The organism is Pseudarthrobacter sp. NPDC058196, assembly GCF_042882685.1.
Classification (GTDB): domain Bacteria; phylum Actinomycetota; class Actinomycetes; order Actinomycetales; family Micrococcaceae; genus Arthrobacter.
On the sequence record NZ_JBHVVN010000005.1, the window covers coordinates 203,620 to 227,083 of the forward strand.

A 23,464-nucleotide genomic window follows, 5' to 3' on the forward strand; every position below is an offset into this window, starting at 1 on the left:
GAGTCCAGCATATGCGTCGAAACCGGCGCTACTCCTTGAACAACCCCGCCAGGTCCTCCGCCGTGATGGCGCCGCCGGCCAAGGCGTCGCCTTCCATCACGTCCGCGAACAGCTGGGACTTCCGGGTCTTCAGGGCCATGACTTTCTCTTCGATGGTGTCCTTGGCCACGAGCCGGTACACCATCACGTTCCGCGCCTGCCCGATCCGGTGGGTCCGGTCCACGGCCTGCGCCTCCGAGGCGGGGTTCCACCAGGGATCGAGGAGGAAGACGTAGTCTGCTTCGGTGAGGTTGAGTCCGAACCCGCCGGCCTTGAGCGAGATCAGGAACACCGGGGCGCTGCCGTTCTTGAATTCGCTGACCACGTCGGCGCGGTTCCTGGTGCCGCCGTCGAGGTAGCAGTACTCGATGTCCTCTTCCTCCAGCCGCTCCCGGACCTTCCCCAGGAATCCGGTGAACTGGCTGAAGATCAGGGCCCGGTGCCCCTCGGCCACCAGGTCCTCCAGCTGCTCGAACAGCACATCCAGCTTGCTGGACCGCACGGCGGACAGCGCCGGGTCCACCAGCGAGACGTCCAGGCTCAGCTGCCGCAGCAGCGTCAGCGACTGGAAGATGGTGAAGCGGTTCTTGTTGACGTCCTCGATCAGCCCCAGGATCTTTTGCCGTTCGCGCTGCAGGTGCGTCTGGTACACCTTCTGGTGCCGCGGGTTGAGCACCACTTCCAGGATCTGTTCCTGCTTGGGCGGCAGGTCCTTGATCACCTGGTCCTTGGTGCGCCGCATCATCAGCGGCCGGACCCGGCGGCGCAGCTTCTCCAGCTGCCCCTTGTCGCCGTTTTTTTCCACCGGCTTCTGGTAGTACTCGGCAAAACGCTTGGGGCTGGAGAACAGGCCGGGGGCCACAATGGACGTCAGCGCCCAGAACTCCATCAGGTTGTTCTCCAGCGGGGTGCCGGTGATGGCCAGCTTGAACGCCGCCGGAAGCTTCCGGGCGCACTGGTAGGCCTTGGACTGATGGTTCTTGACGAACTGCGCCTCGTCCAGGACCAGCGCGGCCCAGGTCCGGGAGGCGTAGGCCTCGTAGTCGATGCGGAACAAGGCGTAGGAGGTGATGACGACGTCGGCCCCGCCCAGGGCCTCGGCCACGTCCTGGCCGCTCTTCCCGAACGTCTCGCCCACCGTGCGCACGGTCAGGCCGGGCGCGAAGCGTGCTGCCTCGAGCGCCCAGTTGCCCACCACGCTGGTGGGCGCCACCACCAGGAAGGGCGCGACGGCGGCCGGTTGGGTTCCAGGGTCGGCGGCAGCTCCGTCGTCGTGCCGGTCTCCGGACGGCTGATCCCCGGACGCAAGCCCGTGGTCCTTGGCGGCGCACATCAGTGCCAGGGCCTGCACGGTCTTGCCCAGGCCCATGTCGTCGGCCAGGACGCCTCCCAGTCCGTGCTTGTACAGGAAGCTGAGCCAGTTGTAGCCCTCCAGTTGGTACGGGCGCAGCTCGGCGTTCAGGGACGCCGGCAGAGGCAAACCGTCCACCCCGCCCTCCAGGAGCCCGCCCACGGCCGAGCGCCAGGCGGCGGCCTGCTGGTCCACGATGCCCAGCTGCGCCAGCTCGTCCCAGAGCCCTGCCTGGAAGCGGCTGATCTGCAGCGGCGCATCCTTGTTGTCCTGCAGCGAACGGGCTTCCTCGATCAGTGCCCGCAGCTGGTGCAGTTCCGGCAGGTCCAGCGAGAAGTAGGCGCCGCTGGGCAGCAGCATCTTGGTCTGGCCGGAGGCGAGCGCCGAGAACACGGCCGCGAAGGAGACGGGCTGGCCTTCCAAGGAGATCTGGATGCCGAGGTCGAACCAGTCCCGCTGTTCGGTGGCCTTGGTGGAGATGGACACCACCGGTGCTTCCTCCGCTTCGCGGTAGTCGGCGATCTCGCCCACGGTTTCCACGTCCACGTCCGGGGCTTCCCGCAGCCTGGGCAGCACTTCTTCGGTGAACGCCAGCGTATCCAGGCCCTTGAGTTCCACCGACGCCGCCAGGCGCGGGGTGCCCCAGCCGCCGGTGGCGGACTCGCCGAGCGCGGCCACGGCCTCCCAAGGCTGGCCGATTCCTTCCAGGATGCGGGACTCGGCGGTGTCGTCCCGGTAGCCCTGATCGCCGGGGTGCCGCCACAGCGGCTGCGCCGTGACCAGTTTCCCGGTGCGGTAGTGCCACTCCCAGTGCAGCCGCACCCGGTGGTCAGCCCCGTAGTTGGCCAGCAGGGACAGGGTGGGGACGGCCAGCTCGGGAAGCTCCACGGACTCATCCCGCGCCGTGACGCGGGCGGCCTGCTTGAGTTTCGGGTAGAAACCCGTGAGGAACCGCGATTCGTCCTTGGCCGGAATGTGGAGGGTGCTGCCTGCCGTGACGAATGCCAGGAGCTCCTCGCTCAGCCCGTTCTCCAGCGGCGCCAGCGTTATGGCGCCGTCCGGATCCGGGACACCCGGCAGTGCGGCCTCACCGGAGGTGAAGAAGAGGCCGTGCGCGGGCCGGCCGATGGTGCCCACCGCGGCCGGATCAACCTCTTCCCCCGCCACGGAGATGGTGGGCGACAACTCCAGCCCGTCGTCGGACACCGGTTTCCCGGACCCGTCGGGATCCGCCGGCGCCCCGAACCGGCTCAGGGAAAGCCCGACGGCGGCGGGGGCCTCCGCGACCCGGACCGGCTCGGTGCCGCGCGAGTGGACCAGGGCCAGCCCGATCTTGCGGGCATCGGAGAGCAGGCCCCACAGGTTCTTCCCGGCGTAGGAGTTCAGGCCAAGCCACAGGCCGGAAGAATTGTGCATCCGGCTGGCGGACGGCGAGTGCCCGGCCAGGAACTCCTGCATCCATTCCACGTGCGCCTGGTTCGATTCGCGCCGGAAGTTCAGGTAGCTCAGCGTGTTCCAGGAAACGTCCCCGCGGATCCACTTCCCCTTGGCCCCCATGATGACGGGCCGGACCTTGAGCTGGCGCACGCCGCGCACCGGGTCGCGGCGGCCGGTGTAGGAGAAATGCGGCGGCGGCTCTTCAACCTCGAACTGCAACGCCAGGGGAACACCGCTGGTGGACGGGGCGGCGCCGGGCTGGGAAATCAGCGGGCTGAGGGCCTGCTCCCAATCCGAGAGCGCTGCGGAGGGGGCGCGGGACACCTGCGTAGCCGTGGACGGGGCCAGCAGCTGCATCCGGATGGCCGGGTTGTCCTCCGCCGCGAACAGCAGGGCCGCCACATGCTTGCAGTCCTTGCGGACGGGGCAGCTGCACACGCCTACGGTGCAGCTCCAGCCGCCTGCCTTGCGGACCAGCTTGGCGGTGGTGGAGTACGGAACTTCCGCCCCGCCCCGGACCTTGCCCAGCATGAGCCCGGTGCCGGCGTCGAACGACATGCCCGAAACCCTGCTGGCCATGGCATACGCCAGCCCGGCCGCGAGGGAGCGGTCGTTGATGGCGGGTGTCTGTATTGCCAGTGCCGCACTTTCGTCCGGTTGGGATGGCATGGTGCGCACTACTTTCAGCAGGCCACGGCGGAGCCGGGTCCGGTGGGTGGTTATCTGATCCATCTTAGTTCTCCCGGCAGCAGGCCCATGTCCCGCCGTCCTTCCGGGCCGCCTCGAAAACTTCGCTTGACGTTCACTTCCTCCTCAATGCTGCCGTGAACTGGCCCCCGTAGCGTGAAAAGCGTCCGGAGCACCACCATCCCAGCAGCGAGGATTTCCATGATCACCACGCCCCAGCCCGTCGTCCTGACCAGCAGCAGCATCGAAGCGAGCGATGAGGAGGCGGTCCAGGCCAACGTGACCGTCGTCGACGCCATGCATACGGCCCTGCTCCACACCGAGGAAATGTCGCCGGTGTCCGTCCGCAGCTACTACGTCGATTTCTACCTGACGCAGGCGCTGGAAGGCGGCTTCGCGCAGTACGCCTTCCTGGCGGTCGACCGTGCCGCGACGGACACGCTCATCCGCGAGGGCATGGCGGGCATGGGCGCCACCGCGCACCTGGAACTCTTCAACCGCGCCGTCGAATGCTACGACGCGCTGTCCGAGGAGGACACCGAGCTTTACCTGGATGGCAGCGTCGATGACAGCGGCGACGTTCCCGACGGCGTCCTCCGGATGGAGGAGCTGGACGGCGAGTTCGAGGAACTGCTGGAGCAAGAGAACATCACGGCGCTCAACGCCGGCTGGCTGCGCCGCCAGGCGGACCTCGTGGTGCTCGACGACGAGGAGGTGGGCCCGTACATCCAGGGCCTGGTTGCGCACATCCCGGACCTTCCCGAACGCCGCGCCCAGGCCGCCGCCGAAGCCCTCGAGGACGCCCCGGACTTCGAAGTGATCATCCGGGAACTGTGCGAGATCGCCGGCTGCGAGCTCACGAAGATCACCATGGGCGACCCCAACTACATTCACGACGGCGAGAAGACGCTGGCGTGGCACTTCAGCACCGACAACGGCGACTTCCTCATGGTGGAAGAGGAGGACGAGGCGTTCATGATCAACCCCGAGACCCAGGAAATCGTGGCCGCCGTGGAATTCGAGGACGCAGACCTGGTGGAGGCCTAGCAGCGCGGGGCCGCTCCGGTACCGGCGCGGCCACGGGTCTTTAGGGACATGCAAAAGGCGCGGGTCAGCAGTGGATCAGCTGCCCCGCGCCTTCCCCGCGGGGACCGGAAAAATAAAAAACCAGACACCCGTAACCTCTGCGGCGTCTCCGGCGATGTAGTCAGTGATGGGTCCGCCCGCCGGGCCCAATCCGACGTGTTGTCTAGGTTTGGAGAAGTTAAATGTCTGTGTTCACCGTGCTCGCCACCAGCAAAGTCGCCGCCGGAGTCCTGGCTGCAGGAACCCTGGCCGTTGGCGGAACCGGCGCCGCCGCCATCTCGGGCGTCCTGCCCGCCCAGGCCCAGCAGACGGCCCACGAAGTCTTCGGTGCACCGGCCCCCAAGCTCGGCGCCGACGCCGCAGCCAACGGCCAGGCCACCCCGGCACCCTCCGCCACCGCCGCCGTTTCCGACGCCCTGAAGACCGCTGACGCTTCCTCGGATGCCAGCGCCAAGGCAACCGGCACCGCTGCGGCCGGTGACGAGAAGGTTTCCGCCAAGGCCACCGCCTCCGCCGACGCCAAGACCGCTGTTGACGCTGCCGGTCCGGCGGCCCTGGGCCTCTGCACCGCCTTCGCCCATGGCGGACTGAACGCTTCCTCGCAGGCGTTCTCGTCGCTGTCCATCGCCGCCAAGGGTGACGCGAACATCAAGAGCTACTGCGCCGACGTCGTGGCCAAGGCCGACGTGGCCGCCAAGGCCGCCGCCGAAGCCAAGGGTTCCGCCTCGGTTGAGGCCGAAAAGCCCGAGGTTCCGTCCGTGCCCGCCGTTCCCGCTGTCCCGGCCGTTCCGGGCGCCGAGGGCAACACCACCGTTCCCGCCGTCCCGGCCGTCCCGGCCGTTCCGGCAGCGGGTGGCAACACCGCCCACGCTCCGTCAGTTTCGGTCCGCTAAGGCTGTTGGCTAGTCTGGACTGCGGCTGCGGCCGCAGTCCGGGCCGCCGGGCGGGGTGCGCATGCCTGGGACAGTACCCCTGAACGACCCGCAAGAAGGCAGCCGGAAGACCACAGGGACTGGCAGTCCGTACCGGAAACCGGGAAAAGGCGCGCGCCGGATCCCGGGATGGAGGAGCCGCTGGTGCTAGACACTTTGGCCCAAGAAGAGTTCGCCATATTCGACAACGCAGCCGGAACCGATCCGGCCGCGTTGTTCGCTGCTGCCTACAGAACCTTCGCAGGGCCCGTGCAGGGCTACCTCAAAGCACGCGGACTTGATGACCCCGAAGCCGTCACCCAGGACGTTTTCATGGCGTTCTATCCCAGGATCGGCAACCTCACCGGCGGGCTGCAGGGCGCCAAGTCGCTGATCTTTTCCATCGCCCACGCCCGCATGGTGGACCACTACCGCCGGCTGGAGCGCCGCCCCCAGCTGACACCCTACGACCCCCAGCATGACGGCCGGACAACCCCATCCGCGGAGGACCACGCCGTTGAACTGACCGGCGGAGCCGCCGCCATGCTGGAAGGACTCAGCGAAGAACACCAGGAGGTCCTGGCCCTTCGCGTCGTGGCTGACCTGTCCATCGAACAGGTGGCCACCATCATGGGCAAGAGCGCCGGAGCCATCAAGCAACTCCAGCGCCGCGCCCTGCAGAACCTTAAGGCCCAAACGCTCAAGAGAAACCAGGCGAATCATGAGTGATACCGCAGGATCCCGCAACGACGGGGTGGTTGACCAGCTCCTGCTGGAGGCAGGCCTCGGCGACGACGGCCAGCTCCGTGACTCCCTGCTCGGCCTGCGTTCGCTGGCAGCCGGGGCCCCGGCGCCTTCAGCCGACGTCGCCGCCCTGATGGCCGGCGCGTCCGCCGCCGCCCCAGCCACCACCGTGCTTCCTGAGGCCAAACCGGCGGATGAACTGGCCGCCCGCCGCAGGGCCAAGCGCCGCATCACGCTCACCACGCTCTCCGTTGCCGCCTCCCTCGCGGCCGGCGGCGCTGTCGCTGCTGCCTCCGACCAGGGATTCCGTGATTCGTTCAGCCAGCTGAACCAGGCAGTCACATCCTTCGTCACCGGTTCCGCCGCCGCGCCCGCGGGCAGCAAGGGCGGCGAAGTGCCGGTGCCTGGTCCCGCGGCGACCCGGTCCGCGGCCAGCAGCCCGGAGGCCGTTCCAGCGGCACCCGCAACCGCCCCGGCACCCGCCGGCGGGGCGTCGTCGCCCGCTGCCGTGCGGCCGGGCAGCACCCCCACCCACGGATCCTCCGCGTCCCCGGCCCCCAAGCCGGCCGGGGTGCCGGCGGAGCCGTCACTGCCCGCGGATGTCCCCGGTGATGTCAGGAAGGGCCTGGAGCAGGCACCGAAACTGCCTGTCCCCGTCCCCACCGGGGTCCCGCTCCCCGGCAAAACCACGGACGTTCCCCTGAAGTAGCCCGGACCGCATTCGAGGGCGGGTCAGTAGGCCTGCCCCGCCGCCTTGGCCATGGCCCCTGACGGATCGGACAGGAACCACACGCCGCCGATGCCCTGGCCGAGGGTGTCACCGGGTTTGGTGTCCTTGGCGAAGTAGTACAGGGGCATGCCGTTCAGTGTCACCTGCTTCTTGCCGTCGGCGCCGGTGATGGTCCCCAGCTTGCCGGTGACTCCTTCCGCGGTGGGCGTCCCGGACGTGGTGGTCAGCGGGGGCCACTGGACGGCGCAAGAGCCGGTGCACGCGCTGGTGCCGGAATCCTTGGTGTCCTTGGTGAAGAGATAAAGGCTCATTCCCTTTCCGTCCACCACAATGCTTCCCGCGGCTGAGGAGGAGGCCGTCTTAAGCTCGACGGCGGTACCGGCCTGCGCAGATGACGCCGCGGACGAAGCCGATGAGGCGGGGGATGGGGAAGTCGCGGTGCCTGCTGCCGGGCTGGTGGCAGCCGGCGCGGTGCCGGAGCTGCTGCCGCAGCCGGCGAGGGCTGCGGTGAGGGCCAGGATGGCGAGGCCCGGTCCGAGATGGTGCTTCATGGTGTGCTCCCTTGGCTGGATTCTTTCCTTGGCAGGGCCCGGCGTCGGATCACCGGACGCTAACCCCTATGACGCCTCCGGGTGAAGAATGGTTCACAAGCCTGCGCCCGATTGAACCGTTTCCGCCCCGCGGGCGTCGTAACAGCCGGAAGCGGAGTGTTTCGGCGACAGGCCAGGTGACGGGAGGGTGGGATGCCGCTCGATGACGGCGTGGTGGAGGCGATCTACCGCGAGCACGGCAGCGCCCTGCGCCGCTTTGTGCTCAGCGCAACCCGGGATCCCCAGCTGGCGGAGGACGTGGTCCAGGAAACCGTGCTTCGCGTCTGGCAGCATGCCCCGGACATCAACGGCAGTTTCCGCAGCTACTTGTACCGCACGGCCAGGAACGTCATGATCGACAACTATCGCCGGAGCCAACGCCGGCCGGCCGAGGCCCTCGGAAGCGGCCTCGCAGATCCCGTCGAGGTGGTGGGGCGTGTCGACGAAATGCTTAATCGGGTATTGATGGAGGAAGCGCTGTTGAGGCTGAGCAAGGAACACCGCGAGGTCCTGGTGGCCCTGCACTACCGCCGTTTCACGGTCAACGAAGCAGCAGCCCAGCTCAACATCCCCAGCGGCACGGTCAAGTCCCGCGCATACTACGGGCTCCGGGCCTTGCGCACCATCCTGGACGAAATGGGGGTGGAACGGTGAGCACCAATCCACACCACCTGCTCGGCGCCTATGTCCTGGGCGGCCTCGATCCCCAGGACCTCGCCCTCTTCGAAAGCCACCTCCAGGACTGCGCGGCCTGCCGCAAGGAGCTGGCCGCGCTGGAAAAGGTGCCCGTGCTCCTGGACGCCCTTCCCGTCCCTGACGCCCTGGCGCTCACCGCAGCACCCGGTGGCAGCGAGGATGCCGGAAGCAACGTCGCCGTCCGCCTTTTCGAGGAACTGTCCCGCCGGCGTCGGACTTTACGACGCCGGTGGGTGGCTTTGGCGGGCGCCGTTGCGGCCGCGTGCCTGGCAGCAGGCCTGGCGGCGGGGCCTTTGCTGGTCAGGCCGCCGCAGCCGGATGCCACCTATTCCGTGGCCTCCGGGGACGGGCTGCAGGTCCACATCGACATGGCGCGCAAAGCCTGGGGAACCGAGCTCGCGGTGAGCGGCAGCAGCCTGCCCCCGGACGGGACACTCTCGCTGTGGGTCCGTGACCGCGCCGGTGGAGAGGACCGTGCCTGCGCCTGGTCGGCCACCCCGACGGGGAAGGTCAAGGTCACCGGGGCAACCCCCATCCAGCTGGCCAGCATCTCCAGCGTGGAACTGCGCGACGGCGCCCAGCACGCGGTGGCGGTGATTACGGTTCCGTAGGCCCACCCGGCCTGGTGGTGTCCATCGCCCGGAACTCTGCCACCAGCGCCTCGTCTTCGCAGGCGCGGGCGAAGGCCTCGATCCGCCGTTCGATCTCATACCCCAGCAGCCGGCTGCCGATCCGCTCCATTGCTGCCCGGAGTACAGCGGGCCGGCAGGAAAAGGTGTACTTCCAGACCGCCCTTGTGCCGCCGTCGTCCGCAGTAAAGCGCCAGCCGCCGCCGAAATTAGCGAAGAACCACGGACCGGACACCATGGTCATCCCGACGCTGCGCGGCGGCGCGAAGGAGACGTACTGGCTGACCATGGACAGGCCCAGCCGCGACCTGGTCCGGGTCCGGACGCCCTTCCCCGCAGCCCGGGCGCCGTCAAGGAATCCCTGCGCGGAAATGAAGGGATCCCATTTCAGCCGGAAGGCCCCGGTGGTTTGGGAGAAGGCAAAGGCAGTATCCGGATCGATGCGGATGAAGCGTTCGGCGCGTACCTGGGGCATACCTCAACCCTAGCCACCCGCACCGCCGTTTACTTGCTCATTTTGGCCAACCGGGCGCGCATCACCATGTACGCGCCGTAGCAAATCAAGCCCGCACCCACCGCGGCGAGGAGGTAGGGGCCCAAGGGCTGGTCGCGGAGGGCGCGCAGGCCGCCATCCAGGCCCGTGGAATCCTCCGGGTGCTGTTTCACGGTGGCCACGACGATCAGCAAGCCGGCGAGCAGCAGCACCGTTCCCTTCGCGAGGTAGCCCGCCACACCCAACGCGGTGACCGCCGTCCTGGCCGGGCCGGGAGCGGGCATCCGCAACTGTTTCTGGAAGGACTTCTTGGGTCCCCTGATGCCGTACACCACGCCCGTGACAGCCACCGCCACGCCGATCACCACCAGCAACGCCACACCGCCCGGCGCCACCATCATGGAAACGGTGAAATCGCTGGTGGCCTTGCGGTTGTCGCCGCCGGAGCCCGTGCCGGTGACGAAGTGCCACAGCGTCAAGGCCAGCACGGCGTAGACGATTGCCTGCAGGACGGCCTTGGCCTTGTTCTTCGCTTTTGTCTTGGTGGGCTGGTGGTTGAAATCGAAGATCGCATCGCTTGTCTGCCACAACGACAAGGCGGCGCAGGCGGCGAAGCTGCCCCACAGCAGGAAGGGGCCAACAGGCATGGTGGCCAACTCGGCCACGGCACCGCTGAAATCGGCACTCCCGGTACCGCCCACGGCGAGCCGGATGGCAATCGCCCCCACCAGCAGGTGCAGGATGCCGCTGACCGCAAAACCCAGCCGGGCAAGAATCTCCAGGACACGCGAATTCGTGACGTCTTCGGCCTTGTCAACGGCCTGCTGCAATTCTTTTTTGATCGTCATTCCTTTGGACAAGCGCGGAAGTGCGCTGGTGTGCGTGCCCTTCTTACAAGGGCAATCGTGCCACGGCGGGCCGGTCCGGAACAGTTGAGCCCCGCAGCTGCCGGCCCGGGCAGGCCAGCCGCCGCGCGTCCCACCCAGGTCCCGTCGCCGGAGGATGGGGAGGGATCCCCATCGCCGGGCCCGGCCACCTGTGCAACCATAAGGACCAGCGATTCACAGGCACCGCACACTTCCGGGGGAACCATGACTTTTTACGGCGCTGACGTCAGCCAATTGCGGGCTCTGGCCAAGGCTGCGGACCAGGCGGCGTCCCTTTTGAGCAGCCGGGCCGGCACCCTGCACAGCCAGATCCAGTCCGCTCCGTGGAAGGGACGGGACGGTGAAAGCTTCCGCCAGGAGTGGAGCGGAAGCCACCGGCCCAGCCTGGACAAGGTGGTGGCCAGCCTGAGGGAGAACTCAAAGATCCTGCTGCGGCAGGCCGACGAGCAGGAAAAGGCCTCCACGGCAGGTGCCGGCGGCTCCGGGACCAGCACCTGGGACCGGCTGACCTCGCTGGCCGCGCAAGCCCGGGAATGGCTCAAGGAGAAGGCCGAGGCGGCCAGGGCGGCAGCGGAACACCGCCAGGAACTCGAAGCCGGGCTGGAGCGCATGGTCCACGCCAGCCCGGAAGAGCAGGCAAAGTGGTGGGACAGCCTTTCAGCGGCAGACCGCAAATACCTGATAGAAGGCGAAGGCAGCGACGGGCCGTTCGCCGAGGACCTGATGCGCATGGACGGCGGCATCCCGGCCGCCGCCCAGCAATTGGCCAAGCAGCACCTCCAGGAGCTTGCCAAGGCGGATATCCCGATCTACTCGGAGACGGGCAAGGCCTCCATCGAGGCCAGGGTGGCGTGGGTCCACGGTGGCGCCGAAGTGGGCACGGAAGTGGTGGAGAACGCCGACGGGTCCGCCACCATGAAGGTGTACGGAAACATGGGCCTGGGGGTGAACGACACCTCCGGCACGGCGGGCGCCACCCTGACCGGTGAAGTCTCCCGTGAGTACACGTTCGCAAGCGTGGAGGAAGCGATGGCGGCCCGTGAGCAAATGTACAAGGACCTGCCGCCGGACAGCATCGGCGACATCAAGGACGTGGCCGGGAACCCGCCCGGCTACATCCTGGACACCATCAACAATGCCGCCCACGACAACGGCTCCACCGGACAGACGGACAAGGCCAAGGGAACTTTCTCGCTGGAGGCCTCGGGCGAGTCCGGCCCGGCGTCCGGCTCGGCGAAGCTCGACCTCGCATACGAGCGCAACCTGACGGACGGCACGTCAACGGCCAGCGGCGAGGTCTCGGCACAGGGCAAGCTCAACCTGGACGGCCGTGTCTTCGAGGCCTCCGGCAAGGGGGGCCTGCAGGTCAACATGGACAAGAGCAACAACATCGATTCGGTGTCCGTTTCCATGGACGGGACCGTGGCCCAGGGCGTCACGGAAGGCGTGGACGCGAAGGCCGCCAAGTTCGACTCGACCGTGACCGCGGGCACCCAGGGCACGGTCAAGATCAACGTGGATTACTCCCCGGAAAACCGGCCCGTCATCGACAGCTACCTGCGCAACGTTGCCCTCGGCAATGAGGCCGGCGCTGCCCGCGACGCCGCCAGGCTGTACGAGGCCGGCTCCGCCACTGTCCAGGTGAACTCCGTTGTCACCGCCACCAATGAGGCGGGGTTCGACGTGAAGCTCGGCGAGGTGGAAGTGAAGACCGAGAACCAGGCCACCACCAACGTCTCCACGTACTATAAAGTCCCCAACGACACCAAGCTCGAGAGGCTCTGAAACCATGTCAGTGCACATCGAATCCCCGCTGGGCTTCACCGCAGACTTTCCCGAGCACACCCAGGTCCTGGACGACTCCACAGCCGGCCCCAACAGCGAGCAGTACGGACTGCTGGGCGGTGTCCTGGTCACTGTGATCAAGGACGACACCTCCGTGCAGGATGCGCCGCAGGCCAACGGCTGGGCGCACCTGATGTCAGATTTCTACCGCGAGGAGCGCGGCGGTACCCTGCTGGCCGAGGGCGAGCTGAACCTGCCCGGCAAGTCCGCGTATGGCGTGGTAGTGGGATATGACGCCGCCGACGGAGCGGCAAAGGTGGCAGCCACGGTAGGCGTGTGGGAGAGCAGCCGGTTCATCGGCGTGGTGGTTATCTGGCCGTACCTGAACGCTGAGGCGGAGCCCCGGCTGGACATGCTCAAGGAGATCGTGGCCGCCATCAACGTGGGCTAGCGCCCACCCCGCCGCGGCCCCGCGTGTCAGTGGATCAGCGGCGGCGGTAGCAGAGATCGAAGATCAGCCGGCCGGCCTCGTGGGCCTTCGCCTCGAAGCTGGTCCGGATCCTGCCTTCGAACCGTGGCGCCCAGCCGCCGGTTTCGTCCACGCCTTCGTTGGGCCCGGTATGCCCGGTGCTTACGGGTGCCCGTCCCTCCCGGACCGGTGCACCGCCCACCAGCGATTCGACGCCCGACTGCCACACTTGGGTCAGCGGGCTTTCGGGGCCGCGGCGCTCGCCGGTGTGCAGGTTTTCGAAGTCCGCTGAACCGGCCATGACGTCCCGGACGTGGATGGCGTAGTTGGACCAGTCGGTGGCGATCCGGAACAGGCCGCCGGGTTTCAACGCCTTTGCCGCCAGTCCCGCGAACTCGGGCTGGATGAGGCGGCGCTTGTGGTGCCGCGACTTGTGCCACGGATCCGGGAAGAAGACCCACAGTTCGCTGACGGAACCGGCGGGAAGCATGGTTGCCAGTACCTCCGGGGCGTTGGCCTCGACCACGCGGACGTTGGTCAGGCCCCGGCTGTTGATCTTGATGATGGTGTTGGCCAGCCCGGGCGTGTAGACCTCCACGGCCAGGAAGTCCGTGTCCGGATTCTGTTCTGCCGCGTGGCAGATGGCATCGCCCAGGCCGGACCCGATCTCGACGACCAGCGGGGCCTCGCGGCCAAATTCGGCTGCAGCGTCGAAGGTGTAGTCGGGGTGGACCGAGGTGTTGGCCACGTGCCGGGGAACGTCCACGGCCCACCGCTCCGCATGCTCGGCCCACGCGGCCTGGCGCCGGCCCTGCAACCGGGTGCCGCGGCGCACGAAACTGACCGGCCGGCCACCGTAGGTACCGAAGGAGGCTTGGGTTCCGGGCGTGACGGGCCTGGGGACATGCGGCTGCTGGGGGTTTTCAGGGGATTCGCTCATCCCTTCCAGAATAGCGCCGCAAAGAGAACCCAAGAGGGCGCATTGGACGGACGATGAATCCATCAGAAGTTTCCGGCGCGAAAGGCACGTCAGTACATCACGTTCATGAGGCTCACCGAGACGATAATCCCGATGACGAACACGACGCCTGACACGCAAAGCGATGCTGTTGACATGCCCTTTGAGAAACCTTGCTGCGTAGGGCTGCGGATGACCGAGATGGCCAAACCTGTGGAGATGGCTCCAAAGACCATCGGCAGGCTCCAAAGAACCAAGGGCGCGACCCAGGGAAATTTTGAGGGACCGTTGTAAGGAAATGTCAGCAGCAAGGCGACAGCGGCCAGGGAGCGGGTGACTGCCAGGCTCAGGGGTGCGAGGATCGCGAGGACCAGGCTGGCAATTGCTTTCCCATGGCCGGGCGGGTTCTGTGGTGGTGCTTGGACTGAGGTGTGCTGCCCGGCAACAGGAGCGGTTTCTTGTGAATTCAGGATGATCATCTACTTTCGGGATTGTTGTGTCGGTGGGCTCTGAGGGAACCGGGCTGCGTCCCTTCAAGCTAGGGTTGCGGCGGCCGCTTCTGAAGGTGCCCCCAGCCGTATGTGGATAACTCCCGCCGCAGCGGGCTCCTGCAAGAATGGGCGGATGACGGACGCAACGAATGCCGAAGCAAGGAAGCAACGGCGGGGGGCTGTCTCCGAAGAAAGCCAGGGACGTCCCAGGACGGGCAGCAGCCTGGTGGACCTGGGTACTTTGGTGGACGCGGAGGTTGACGAACTCCCCGCGCCCGGGCCCACCCGTGTGGGCGGCCGGCGCGCCCTGGCCTACCTGGGTGTATGCCTCGTGCTGATCGGCTTGAACCTGCGGAGCGTCTTTTCCAGCCTGTCTGCTGTCCTGCCGGAGGTGACCGCGCAGGCGGGCCTGCCTGGCTGGTCCGTGGTGGTGCTGACCACGGTTCCCGTGACGTTGCTGGGGGTTTTTGCTCCGGTTGCCCCGGTTCTTGCCCGCCGGTTCGGTGCCGAACGGGTGCTGCTGGGCGCCATGGCCTTGCTGACCGCGGGACTGTTGCTGCGGCCTGTGGATGCCGGGGCGGCCATGGGCGGCGCCGGGCATTTGCCCGCCCTCCTGGCCGGCACGGCCGCGTGCGGTGCGGCGATCGCGCTGTGCAACGTGCTCCTGCCGGGCCTGGTCAAGCGGGACTTCCCGCACCGCCTGGGACTCATGGGCGGCCTGTACACCACCGCAATCTGCGCGTCCGCGGCACTCGGGGCCGGGTTCACCTATCCGGTCTACACGGCGACGGGGGAGTGGACCAGGGCGCTCTGGGTCTGGGCGGTGCCTGCCGCCGTCGTACTCCTGCTGTTCCTGCCCGTTGCCCTGCGGCAGGGGACTGTCCGGCACCAGGCGGTCAGGGACGGGGTGAATGTGTGGCGGTCGCCGGTGGCCTGGCAGGTGACCATCTTCATGGTGCTGCAGGCCATGATGTCCTTCAGTGGTTTTGCGTGGCTGGCGCCCATCCTCCGGGAGAGAGGCGTTGACGGGGCCACGGCGGGGCTGATCGTTGCCGCGTGCATCGTTCTGCAGATGCTGGGGTCCCTGTTTGCCCCTGCGCTGGCCGCGAAGTTCCGCGACCAGCGGGCCATCAATACCGTGGTGGCGCTGATGACCGGGAGCGGCTTCGTGCTGAGCATCCTGGGCCCCCTGGACCTGGTCTGGGTCTGGGCAGGACTGCTGGGCCTGGGCCAGGGGAGCCTCACCGCCTGTGCACTGACCCTGATCATGCTCCGCACGCGTGACGGGCACACCGCCGCGCACCTGTCAGGCATGATGCAGGGCGTTGGCTACGGGGTGGGTTCCACCGGAACGCTCCTGGTGGGGCAGCTGCACCAGGCCACCGGGTCCTTCGTGCCCGCCGGCATCCTGTTCACGGTGGTCGGGCTGCTCGCCGCCGTCTTCGGCTACCGCTCCGGCCGGAACCGGTACGTGGGTGGGGAACCGTAATGCAGGACCCCACGCTTCCGGCCGTCCACCACGCCACGGGGATCTTCCGGCCCCCGTATTTCTGGGTGACGGTGGGTACCTGCGCCCTGGTGTTCCTCGCCGCGTTCGAATCCCTTGCCGTGACCACCATCATGCCGCTGGTCAGCCGGGAACTGAATGGCGCGAGCCTTTACGCGCTGGCCTTCGCAGGGCCGCTGGCCACCCGTGTCATCGGCATGGTGGGCGCCGGCAATTGGTCAGACAGGCGCGGGCCCGCCCTGCCGCTGTATGCCTCGGTAGCGCTGTTCGTGGCCGGCCTGCTGGTCGCGGGCACCTCGGTTTCCATGCCCATGCTGGTCTCCGGCCGCCTGGTCCAGGGCTTCGGCGGGGGCGCCCTCACCGTGGCCCTCTACGTCCTGGTGGCGCGGTTCTACCCGGGTACCCTGCATCCCCGGATTTTCGCCGCGTTTTCGGCCGCCTGGGTGGTGCCCTCACTCGTGGGTCCCTTCGCGGCCGGTGTGGTGGCGCAGGTCTTCAGCTGGCACTGGGTTTTCCTGGGCGTCGTGGGGCTGGTCATCCCGGCGCTCGCGGTGATCGTGCCGGTCCTGCGCGGACTGGACCCGCCAGGATCGACCGGCGGAGCGGAAGGAACCATCCCGCCTTGGGCTCCGGCCCGGCTCGGGTGGGCGGCGCTGGCCGCCCTTGCCGTCCTGGGGCTCAACCTCTCCGCCGGCCTCAGCATCCCCGCCTTCCCGCCCGCCAAGGCACTCCTGGCCGTTGCCGCCGTCGTCCTTGCCCTGGCGGCGGTCCGGCCCCTGGTGCCCGCCGGGACGCTTCGGGCACGGCGGGGCCTGCCCAGCGTGATCCTGTCCCGCGGCTTCGCCTCGGCGGCTTTCTTCGGGGCGGAGGTCTACCTTCCCTACCTGCTGATCGACCAGTTCGGTTTCCCGCCCACCTTGGCGGGCGTCACCCTCACCGGAGGGGCGCTGGCGTGGGCCGGAGCGGCCGCGGTCCAAGGCCGCATGGGTCCGCGGCTGCAGCACCGGCGGGCTGTGCGGGTGGGCTCGTTGATGGTGCTCGCTGCCATCCTCCTGGCCCTGGCCACCGCGGGGCTGCACTGGCCGGCCGCCGTCGCCATCGCCGGATGGGTGCTGGCCGGCGGCGGGATGGGCCTGCTCTACCCCCGGCTGAGCGTGATGACACTGGCACTGTCCAGCAAGGACAACGAGGGCTTCAACAGCTCCGCCATGTCAATCGCTGACTCGCTGGGCGGGGCTCTCTCGCTCGCCGCCACCGGGATCGTCTTCGCGGCATTTACGACGACGGTCCAGTCCTTTGCGGGCGTCTTCGCCTTCACCGCGGCCCTCGGGGTGGCCGCGGTGCTGGTGGCACCTCGGGTCACCGGCAGGAAGGGCCAGGACAGCTAAGCCAGACGGGTGGCGCGCAGGACGACGTCGGCAATGGTCGCCTCGAGCCCGTCCGGCCCGGTGGCCAGGCGCTCCCGGCTGGTGATGACTTCCAGCTGCCAGCCGGGGCCGTCCAGGGACAGTTCACGGACCAGCTGGTCTCCGGTGTAGAACATGTCCAAGTGCTGGTGGTGGTCGTTGCCCCAGGGCGGCAGCCGGTCCGGGTGGTGGCCCACCACCAGCAGGGTCCCGCCGGGCTTGACGGCAGAGGCGGCTGCGCGCAGCGGGACCCGCCAGTCGAGTTCCTGGGAGTGCAGGAACTGTGAGGTCACGAGGTCGTAGGAACCCTCGGGCTGCCACTGCGTCAGGTCCGCTTGCTGCCACGTGATCCGGCTGCCGATGTCCCCGTTGGATGCGTTCACGCTCTCGCGTGCCAACTCGGCCAGTTCGTGCGAGTGGGCCCGCTCCAGCGCCACGGCGGAAACGTCCACGGCGGTCACGGACCAGCCTTGCCGGGCAAGCCAGATGGCGTCGGCGCCCTCGCCGCACCCCAGTTCCAGTGCCTTTCCGGGGCGCAGGCCGCCGGCCTCATGGACCAGTTGGGGGTTTGGCTTGCCGCTCCAGAGCCGGGCTTTGCTCCGGTACCGCTCATCCCAAACCGCCCCGGGGTCGACGCCCCCGCCGCCCGCTTCCGGCGCCCCGCCGGCGTCGTGCGCGTGTTGCCGGTGCGCTTCCTTCTGGTACGTGTCCTGGCCTTGCCCCGGGTGTTCGCTCATGCTCCAACACTGCCCCGCCATGACCTGGTTGGCAACGCCGCGGACGGCCGCCCGGCGGCGGGATGCTAGACTGGAGGAACTTGATGTGCAGTGATGCCGCCTGCTCCGGATCTGGAGTTCCTTCCAGGGAGTGGGCTTTCTTCATGTGAGAGGCACATCCTGCGTCGATGAACGCGTTCCATTTGGTCCCGGCCGGCTGTCCCTATGTACAGCGCCCGGTTGATCACCTGACTTTTCTTCGGCGAAACCCCTGGTCCAACCGGCATCGGGGGCCGATATCCGCCCGGATACCGCCAGAAAGACCGTAAAAACCAGATGACTACTTTTGCTGCCCTCGGTACTCCCAAGGCCCTTGCAGACACCCTCACCGCGCAGGGAATCGTCGAACCCTTCCCCATCCAGGTGAAGACCCTCCCGGACACACTGTCCGGCCGTGACGTCCTTGGCCGTGGCCGGACCGGATCCGGTAAAACCATTGCTTTCGCCATCCCGCTTGTAGCAAGACTCGCTGAGCGGGAAGCCAAGTACTTCCGCAAGCCCGGCCGCCCCATGGGCCTGGTCCTGGCACCCACCCGTGAACTGGCGACCCAGATCAACGCCACCATCGAGCCGCTGGCCAAGGCCGCCGGTTTGAACACCACCGTGATCTACGGCGGCATCTCCCAGGCCCGCCAGGAGAAGGCGCTGCGCGCCGGCGTCGACATCGTCATCGCCTGCCCCGGCCGCTTGGAGGACCTGATCCGCCAGCGCATCCTGACCCTCGAGTCCGTCGAGATCACGGTCCTGGACGAGGCCGACCACATGGCAGACCTCGGCTTCCTGCCCGTGGTCAAGAAGCTCATGGACATGACCCCCAGCCAGGGCCAGCGCCTGCTCTTCTCCGCCACCCTGGACAACGGCGTGGACAAGATCGTCCAGCGCTACCTGTCCAACCCGCTCACCCACTCGGTGGACGACCCCCAGGCGGCCGTGACCACCATGGAGCACCACGTGCTGGTGGTCAACGACCAGACCGTCAAGAAGCAGCTGATCGTGGAGCTCGCCTCCGGCGCCGGCCGCCGCGTCCTCTTCATGCGGACCAAGCACCACGCCCGCAAGCTGGCCAAGACCCTGACCGACGCCGGGATCCCCGCCGTGGACCTGCACGGCAACCTCTCGCAGAACGCCCGTGACCGCAACCTCGCCGAGTTCTCCAACGGCGACGTCCGCGTCCTGGTGGCCACCGACGTCGCCGCCCGCGGTGTGCACGTCGACGACGTCGAACTGGTCATCCACGTGGATCCGCCCACTGAGCACAAGGCGTACCTGCACCGTTCCGGCCGCACCGCGCGTGCCGGCTCCGACGGCACCGTGGTCACCCTGACCCTGCCGGAGCAGCAGTCCGACGTGAAGAAGCTCATGAAGGCCGCCGGCGTGGACGTCAGCTTTGAACGCGTCACCGCCAGCTCGCCGATCGTGGCAGAACTCGTCGGCGACATTGCCGAAAAGGTCGACCCCCGCACCCGCGCCGCACTGCTGGCGGCCAAGGCCCCCAACCAGGGTGCCGGCACCTCCACCGGTGCCAACGCCGAGCGCAAGCGTGCACGCCGCCAGGCGGCGCCGAGTGCCGGTGGCCGTGGTGGCCGTGGTGGACGTGGCAAGGTTTCGGCCGAGGCCGCCCGCAGCGACGCCCCCCGGGCAGAGCGCCGCGCAGCAGCCTTCGAAGGCCGGACCGAAGCCCGCGCCGCCTTCGACCGCAACGCAGAGCAGAACGAGGACCGCGCTGTTGCAGCTGCGGCCGCGCGCCGCAATGCCCGTGGCCGCGGCACCGCCTCGACCCACCGCAACGACGTCCCCGCAGCAGGTGGCCGCTCATCGGCCGGCCGCGGTTCCGACGGCCGTGCAGCGGAAGGCCGGGGCGATTCCCGGATCACCCGCAGCGATGCCCCGCGCGGCGGCTCCGGCCGCCCGGCTTCAGGCGGACGCCCCGCGTCCGGCGGGGGCCAGCGCAGCGGGCGCCCGGCAACGGGCCAGCGTGCAGCGGCAGGTGCGTCCGGCCAGCGTTCGTCAGGCGCCGGCGGCAGCAAGGCCGTCTGGTCCTCCAACACCGGCGGAACTTCCGGTGGCTCCTACGGGTCGGGCAGCGGTGGCAACGGCGGCTCGGGCCGTCCCGCCCGCAGCGGCCCCCGCCGCGCGTCGGCCCCGGCGTCGAACGAGCGGCGCGGCCGCTAGAAGCGCCCCTTAAAGCACAGCGGTGGTTGAGCTTGTCGGTTCCGACAGGCTCAACCACCGCTTTGTTTAACCCGAATTGCGGCTTGGTTTTACCAGCCGCGGGCGCGCCACTCGTCCAGGTGCGGCCGTTCGGCACCGAGCGTGGTGGGCTTGCCGTGGCCGGGATGCACGACGGCGGTGTCCGGGTAGGCGTCGAACAACCGCTCCATTACGTCGGACAGGAGCTGGGCGAAACGCTCCGGGTCCTTCTCCGTGTTGCCCACCCCGCCCGGGAACAGCGAATCACCTGAGAAGATGTGCGCCGGCCCCGCCGGATCCTGGTACACCAACGCGATCGAGCCGGGCGTGTGGCCCCGCAGGTGCACGGCGGTCACGTCGAAGCCGTCGAAATTCCCGACGTCCCCGTCGCTTAGCCGCATGTCCACGGGCACCGGCAACGCATCGGCGTCGTCCGCTCCCGCCGCTGTCCGGGCCCCGGTGGCGTCCACCAGTTCCTTCAGCGCCCGCACGTGGTCCCAATGCTGGTGCGTGGTGGCGATCAGGGCCAGCCGCGTCCCGGCAGCAGCATCCGCGGCCCCGTCCGCAAGCAACCGCCGGATGGCCGGAAAGTCATCTGCGGCGTCAATCAGCAGCTGCGCCCCGCTTTCCTTGGCGGTCAGCAGGTACACGTTGTTGTCCATTGCGCTGACGGAGATGCTGCGGATGGTGATGGCCGGCAGGTCGTAGAGAAGTGAGTCCATGGGCTTCAGTCTAGGGACGGGCTACAGGTCCAGCGGCAAGGCAGTGGAGTAGACCTGCTTGGACGGCGGTCCGGCCAGGATTTCGTGCAGCGCGTTTTTGCCTTCCGGGGTGGTCCGCCAGGCCGCGTAGTCGTCGTGGTCCTGCGTGGTGGCCCAGGTTTCCACGACCAGGATGTGGCAGGGGTCCGCGTCATCCACCAACGCCTCGATGCCCTGGTTTCCGGGCCAGGCGCGGGTGGCAGCGAGCGTTTCGGAGAGGTACTTCGCGGCGTCGTCGCGGCGGGCGGGATCGATCCGGACTTCGAAGTGGACGATGGCAGGCATGAGGCTCCTTGGGGTTGGGTCAAAATGTGTTGATTTCGGGGATGGACTGCTCTTATTCGCGCCCCTCGGACACCCAGGCGGGGTTCGCGGACCGGGACCCGACGACGGCGTCCGAAGCCGCCGCAAGGACCTCCAGGTGCGCCGGGGTGAGGTCGAGGGCCAAGGCGCCAAGGTTCTCGTCGATCCGGGCTGCCTTCCGGGTCCCGGGGATGGGGACGACGGGCAGGCCGAGCCGCTTGCCCTGGGCGAAGAGCCAGGCCAGGGCCACCTGGGCCGGAGTGGCGCCGAGCCCGGCCGCGACGGACCGGACGGTGTCCACCACCGCCTGGTTGGCGCTTGCTGCGTCGGGTGCGAAGCGGGGGATGTTCCGGCGGAAATCCTTGGCGCCCAGGCTTGCCGTGTCCACGGTGCCGGTGAGGAAGCCGCGGCCCAGCGGCGAGTAGGGGACAAAGCCCACACCCAGCTCTGCTGCGGCGGGAACCACGTTGCGTTCCACATCCCGGCTCCAGATGGACCACTCGCTCTGGACCGCGGAGATCGGGTGGACGGCGGAGGCGTCCCGGAGTTCCTGCGCCGTCACCTCGGACAGGCCCAGGTGCTTGACCTTGCCCTGCTGTACCAGCTCCGCCATGGCGCCCACGGTTTCCTCGATGGGGACCCGGACGTCGCGGCGGTGCATGTAGTAAAGATCGATGACGTCGGTGCCAAGCCGCTGCAGGCTGCGGTCCACTGCCTGGCGCACGTATTCAGCATCGCCCCGGATGTCCGTGTAGCCGTCCGCGGGGTTGCCCACCAGGGCGAACTTGGTGGCCAGCTGGATCTCGTCCCGCCGCTCCTTGAGCAGCTGGGAGATCAGTTCCTCGTTGCTGCCGCCGCCGTAAATGTCCGCGGTGTCGATGAACGTGACGCCGGCATCGACGGCGTGGTGCAGGGTCCGGAGCGCCTCGGCGGGGTCAACGTCGCCGTAGACGGGGGTGAGGGCCATGCCGCCGAAGCCCAGGGGGCTGACGGCCAGGCCGTCGCCGAGCTGGACCGGTTGGCGGTGGTCGGTGGGGGTGTGTGCCATGGGTGCTCCTGTTCGGTTCCTGCAGTGTGGAGAAGGGGTCGTTTACAGCCAGGGGATAAGCCGGTCGGCCGCCTGCCGGCCGGCCTGGATCAGGCGCGCGTTTACTTCGTCGGGCCCGGTGGCCCAGGCCAGGGCGGCCGCACGGTCCATGCCGAATGACACGTGCCGGTCCACCAGCCGCTGCAGGCGGAGGGCGGGCGGAGTTTCGAGGAACCACACTTCGTCCAGTTGCGCCCGCACGTTCTTCCATGGTTCCTGCCCGGCCAGCAGGTAGTTGCCCTCGGTGATGACCAGCGGGACCTCCGCCGGCACCGCGATCGAGGCAGCCACCGGCTCGTCCAGGGTGCGGCGGAATTCCGGTGCGTACACCACTGCCTCGTCCCGGCGCGCCAGGCGGCGCAGCAGCGAAAGGTAGCCGCCGCCGTCGAACGTATCAATGGCGCCTTTGCGCTCCCTCAGCGGCGTCCCCTCAATGATCGCGTTGCCCAGGTGGAAGCCGTCCATCGGGACCACCACCGCCGTACCGGGGCTGAACTGCTCCTGCAGCCACGCGGCAAAGGTGGACTTCCCGGATCCCGGCGCGCCGGCGATGCCCAGGATGGTGCGCGTCCCCGGCGCCAGCCGGCGCCGGAGCGCCTCGACGGCCTGGGCGATCTCGGGGGAGTCCATGGCAAAAGCCTAGTCACTGCTGCGCGCGGCCGCCCGGTCCTTCCCGGCGGGCAGCGCCTTCAGGCCGGCGGCACAGCCCACGATGCCGGCAATGAACAGGAGCTTCAGGACGCTGAAGGGCTCCACACCGTTAGCCATCGCCCAGCCGACCGTCAACGAAGCGCCGATGCCCACCCAGATCGCGTAGGCCGTGCCAAGCGGAATGCTCCGGATGGCCATGCCCAGGCCCAGCATGCTCAGGGCCGCCGTAACGGCGAAAACCACGGTGGGGAGGGGCTTGCTGAAGCCGGCGGACAAGCCCAAGGCCGTGGCCCAGACAGCTTCCAGGACCGCGGAGGCCAGGAGAACCAGCCAGGGAAGTGAGCGTTTCACAGTTACGCCACCACCTTCAGGCCAACCACGCACGCGGCGATGCCGGACAGCAGCATCAACCGGGCCGCCGTCGGGCGTTCAACCTTGGCGGCCATGGCGTAGGCGGAGGTCAGGACGACGCCGACCCCCACCCAGACGGCATACGCCGTTCCGGTGGGGATGGACTGCATGGCGATCGCGAGGCCGCCGGTGCTCGCCGCGACGGCCACCAGGAACACAGCCGCGGGCGCGAGGCGGCGGCGGCCGGAAACCTGGGCGGACCGGTGCAGGGCGGCTGCCCAGACAGCCTCCAGGGCGCCGGAAAGAAGAAGGACTATCCACGACATGACCAGATCCTTTGGCCAGTCTTGTCGCGTGCCGGGTACTGAACCGTCGTCCGGAGGCTCTGGTGCGGAGCCTTGGATTCCAGCGTAGCAACGCACGACGCCGGGCGGCCACCGATGGTGCCC

24 protein-coding genes and 1 riboswitch are annotated in these 23,464 nt (G+C 68.4%); of the genes, 11 read left to right on the forward strand and 13 right to left on the reverse strand.

What is annotated here, in order from left to right; translation table 11 throughout:
• Nucleotides 1-28 precede the first annotated feature (28 nt).
• Nucleotides 29-3,496 (reverse strand): SNF2-related protein, encoded by a 3,468-nt coding sequence (locus ACFVVC_RS09105; protein WP_387451919.1) that lies wholly within the window; start codon nt 3,494-3,496, stop codon nt 29-31.
• A 219-nt stretch (nt 3,497-3,715) separates the two neighbouring features.
• Here ACFVVC_RS09105 and ACFVVC_RS09110 point away from each other — a divergent pair, with 219 nt between their 5' ends.
• The 4 genes from ACFVVC_RS09110 (at nt 3,716) to ACFVVC_RS09125 (ending at nt 6,964) form a co-directional block, all read left to right on the forward strand.
• A complete protein-coding gene (locus tag ACFVVC_RS09110) occupies nt 3,716-4,561 on the forward strand; it encodes a hypothetical protein (RefSeq protein ID WP_387451613.1) in 846 nt (281 codons plus the stop codon).
• Between the two features lie 221 nt (nt 4,562-4,782).
• The gene (locus ACFVVC_RS09115) at nt 4,783-5,493 is read left to right on the forward strand and encodes a protein tyrosine phosphatase (RefSeq protein ID WP_387451616.1); all 711 of its coding nucleotides are present in this window, start codon (nt 4,783-4,785) and stop codon (nt 5,491-5,493) included.
• 168 nt (nt 5,494-5,661) lie between these two features.
• Nucleotides 5,662-6,240 carry an RNA polymerase sigma factor gene (locus ACFVVC_RS09120; protein ID WP_387451619.1) on the forward strand — a complete coding sequence of 193 codons (579 nt, stop codon included), beginning with the start codon at nt 5,662-5,664 and terminating at the stop codon, nt 6,238-6,240.
• Nucleotides 6,233-6,964 (forward strand): hypothetical protein, encoded by a 732-nt coding sequence (locus ACFVVC_RS09125; protein ID WP_387451622.1) that lies wholly within the window; start codon nt 6,233-6,235, stop codon nt 6,962-6,964. The genes ACFVVC_RS09120 and ACFVVC_RS09125 overlap by 8 nt, the downstream gene beginning before the upstream one ends.
• 23 nt (nt 6,965-6,987) lie before the next feature.
• Here ACFVVC_RS09125 and ACFVVC_RS09130 read toward each other — a convergent pair whose 3' ends face one another.
• Nucleotides 6,988-7,536: a hypothetical protein gene (locus ACFVVC_RS09130; protein ID WP_387451624.1), complete on the reverse strand. Its 549-nt coding sequence runs from the start codon at nt 7,534-7,536 to the stop codon at nt 6,988-6,990.
• Nucleotides 7,537-7,728: 192 nt separating this feature from the next.
• Between ACFVVC_RS09130 and ACFVVC_RS09135 the strand changes: the two genes are divergently transcribed.
• Together ACFVVC_RS09135 and ACFVVC_RS09140 are read left to right on the forward strand one after the other, a co-directional pair.
• Nucleotides 7,729-8,229, forward strand: coding sequence for a sigma-70 family RNA polymerase sigma factor (locus ACFVVC_RS09135; RefSeq protein WP_387451627.1), 501 nt, complete (start codon nt 7,729-7,731; stop codon nt 8,227-8,229).
• On the forward strand, nt 8,226-8,882 hold the full coding sequence (locus ACFVVC_RS09140) for an anti-sigma factor family protein (RefSeq protein ID WP_387451630.1): 657 nt from the start codon (nt 8,226-8,228) through the stop codon (nt 8,880-8,882). The genes ACFVVC_RS09135 and ACFVVC_RS09140 overlap by 4 nt, the downstream gene beginning before the upstream one ends.
• Here ACFVVC_RS09140 and ACFVVC_RS09145 read toward each other — a convergent pair.
• Together ACFVVC_RS09145 and ACFVVC_RS09150 are read right to left on the reverse strand one after the other, a co-directional pair.
• A complete protein-coding gene (locus tag ACFVVC_RS09145; protein WP_387451633.1) occupies nt 8,869-9,375 on the reverse strand; it encodes an SRPBCC family protein in 507 nt (168 codons plus the stop codon). The two genes, ACFVVC_RS09140 and ACFVVC_RS09145, sit on opposite strands and share 14 nt — an antisense overlap.
• Nucleotides 9,376-9,404: 29 nt before the next feature.
• A complete protein-coding gene (locus tag ACFVVC_RS09150; RefSeq protein ID WP_387451636.1) occupies nt 9,405-10,241 on the reverse strand; it encodes a DUF1206 domain-containing protein in 837 nt (278 codons plus the stop codon).
• Between the two features lie 243 nt (nt 10,242-10,484).
• On the opposite strand from ACFVVC_RS09150, the gene ACFVVC_RS09155 reads away from it, so the two are divergent.
• Together ACFVVC_RS09155 and ACFVVC_RS09160 are read left to right on the forward strand one after the other, a co-directional pair.
• Entirely contained in the window at nt 10,485-12,065 is a 1,581-nt protein-coding gene (locus tag ACFVVC_RS09155) for a hypothetical protein (protein ID WP_387451638.1), read from the forward strand.
• 4 nt (nt 12,066-12,069) lie between these two features.
• Entirely contained in the window at nt 12,070-12,516 is a 447-nt protein-coding gene (locus ACFVVC_RS09160; protein WP_387451640.1) for a hypothetical protein, read from the forward strand.
• A 34-nt stretch (nt 12,517-12,550) separates the two neighbouring features.
• Here the strand turns inward: ACFVVC_RS09160 and trmB are convergent, their stop codons facing one another.
• Both trmB and ACFVVC_RS09170 read right to left on the reverse strand, forming a co-directional pair.
• Complete coding sequence (gene trmB / locus ACFVVC_RS09165; protein WP_387451643.1) at nt 12,551-13,474, reverse strand: tRNA (guanosine(46)-N7)-methyltransferase TrmB; 924 nt, start codon at nt 13,472-13,474, stop codon at nt 12,551-12,553.
• An 89-nt stretch (nt 13,475-13,563) separates the two neighbouring features.
• Nucleotides 13,564-13,971, reverse strand: a complete 408-nt coding sequence (locus tag ACFVVC_RS09170; protein ID WP_387451646.1) for a hypothetical protein — start codon at nt 13,969-13,971, stop codon at nt 13,564-13,566.
• Nucleotides 13,972-14,116: 145 nt separating this feature from the next.
• Here ACFVVC_RS09170 and ACFVVC_RS09175 point away from each other — a divergent pair, with 145 nt between their 5' ends.
• The gene (locus ACFVVC_RS09175; RefSeq protein WP_387451649.1) at nt 14,117-15,472 is read left to right on the forward strand and encodes an MFS transporter; all 1,356 of its coding nucleotides are present in this window, start codon (nt 14,117-14,119) and stop codon (nt 15,470-15,472) included.
• Nucleotides 15,472-16,878 carry an MFS transporter gene (locus ACFVVC_RS09180; protein ID WP_387451652.1) on the forward strand — a complete coding sequence of 469 codons (1,407 nt, stop codon included), beginning with the start codon at nt 15,472-15,474 and terminating at the stop codon, nt 16,876-16,878. The genes ACFVVC_RS09175 and ACFVVC_RS09180 overlap by 1 nt, the downstream gene beginning before the upstream one ends.
• Here the strand turns inward: ACFVVC_RS09180 and ACFVVC_RS09185 are convergent.
• Nucleotides 16,875-17,633, reverse strand: coding sequence for a class I SAM-dependent methyltransferase (locus tag ACFVVC_RS09185; protein WP_387451655.1), 759 nt, complete (start codon nt 17,631-17,633; stop codon nt 16,875-16,877). The genes ACFVVC_RS09180 and ACFVVC_RS09185 overlap by 4 nt on opposite strands.
• 315 nt (nt 17,634-17,948) lie before the next feature.
• Here ACFVVC_RS09185 and ACFVVC_RS09190 point away from each other — a divergent pair, with 315 nt between their 5' ends.
• Entirely contained in the window at nt 17,949-19,844 is a 1,896-nt protein-coding gene (locus ACFVVC_RS09190) for a DEAD/DEAH box helicase (RefSeq protein ID WP_387451657.1), read from the forward strand.
• A gap of 89 nt (nt 19,845-19,933) precedes the next feature.
• Here ACFVVC_RS09190 and ACFVVC_RS09195 read toward each other — a convergent pair whose 3' ends face one another.
• From ACFVVC_RS09195 to ACFVVC_RS09220, 6 genes are read right to left on the reverse strand one after another with little or no spacing between them, the layout of a single operon-like run.
• Nucleotides 19,934-20,584, reverse strand: a complete 651-nt coding sequence (locus ACFVVC_RS09195) for an MBL fold metallo-hydrolase (protein ID WP_387451660.1) — start codon at nt 20,582-20,584, stop codon at nt 19,934-19,936.
• A gap of 21 nt (nt 20,585-20,605) precedes the next feature.
• Complete coding sequence (locus tag ACFVVC_RS09200; protein WP_387451663.1) at nt 20,606-20,908, reverse strand: putative quinol monooxygenase; 303 nt, start codon at nt 20,906-20,908, stop codon at nt 20,606-20,608.
• A gap of 52 nt (nt 20,909-20,960) precedes the next feature.
• A complete protein-coding gene (locus tag ACFVVC_RS09205) occupies nt 20,961-21,974 on the reverse strand; it encodes an aldo/keto reductase (RefSeq protein WP_387451666.1) in 1,014 nt (337 codons plus the stop codon).
• A gap of 42 nt (nt 21,975-22,016) precedes the next feature.
• A complete protein-coding gene (locus ACFVVC_RS09210; protein WP_387451669.1) occupies nt 22,017-22,643 on the reverse strand; it encodes a nucleoside/nucleotide kinase family protein in 627 nt (208 codons plus the stop codon).
• Between the two features lie 9 nt (nt 22,644-22,652).
• Nucleotides 22,653-23,015, reverse strand: a complete 363-nt coding sequence (locus tag ACFVVC_RS09215; RefSeq protein ID WP_387451672.1) for a DMT family transporter — start codon at nt 23,013-23,015, stop codon at nt 22,653-22,655.
• A gap of 2 nt (nt 23,016-23,017) precedes the next feature.
• Nucleotides 23,018-23,341, reverse strand: a complete 324-nt coding sequence (locus ACFVVC_RS09220; protein WP_387451675.1) for a DMT family transporter — start codon at nt 23,339-23,341, stop codon at nt 23,018-23,020.
• Between the two features lie 10 nt (nt 23,342-23,351).
• Nucleotides 23,352-23,417, reverse strand: a riboswitch (guanidine-III (ykkC-III) riboswitch).
• Nucleotides 23,418-23,464 lie beyond the last annotated feature (47 nt).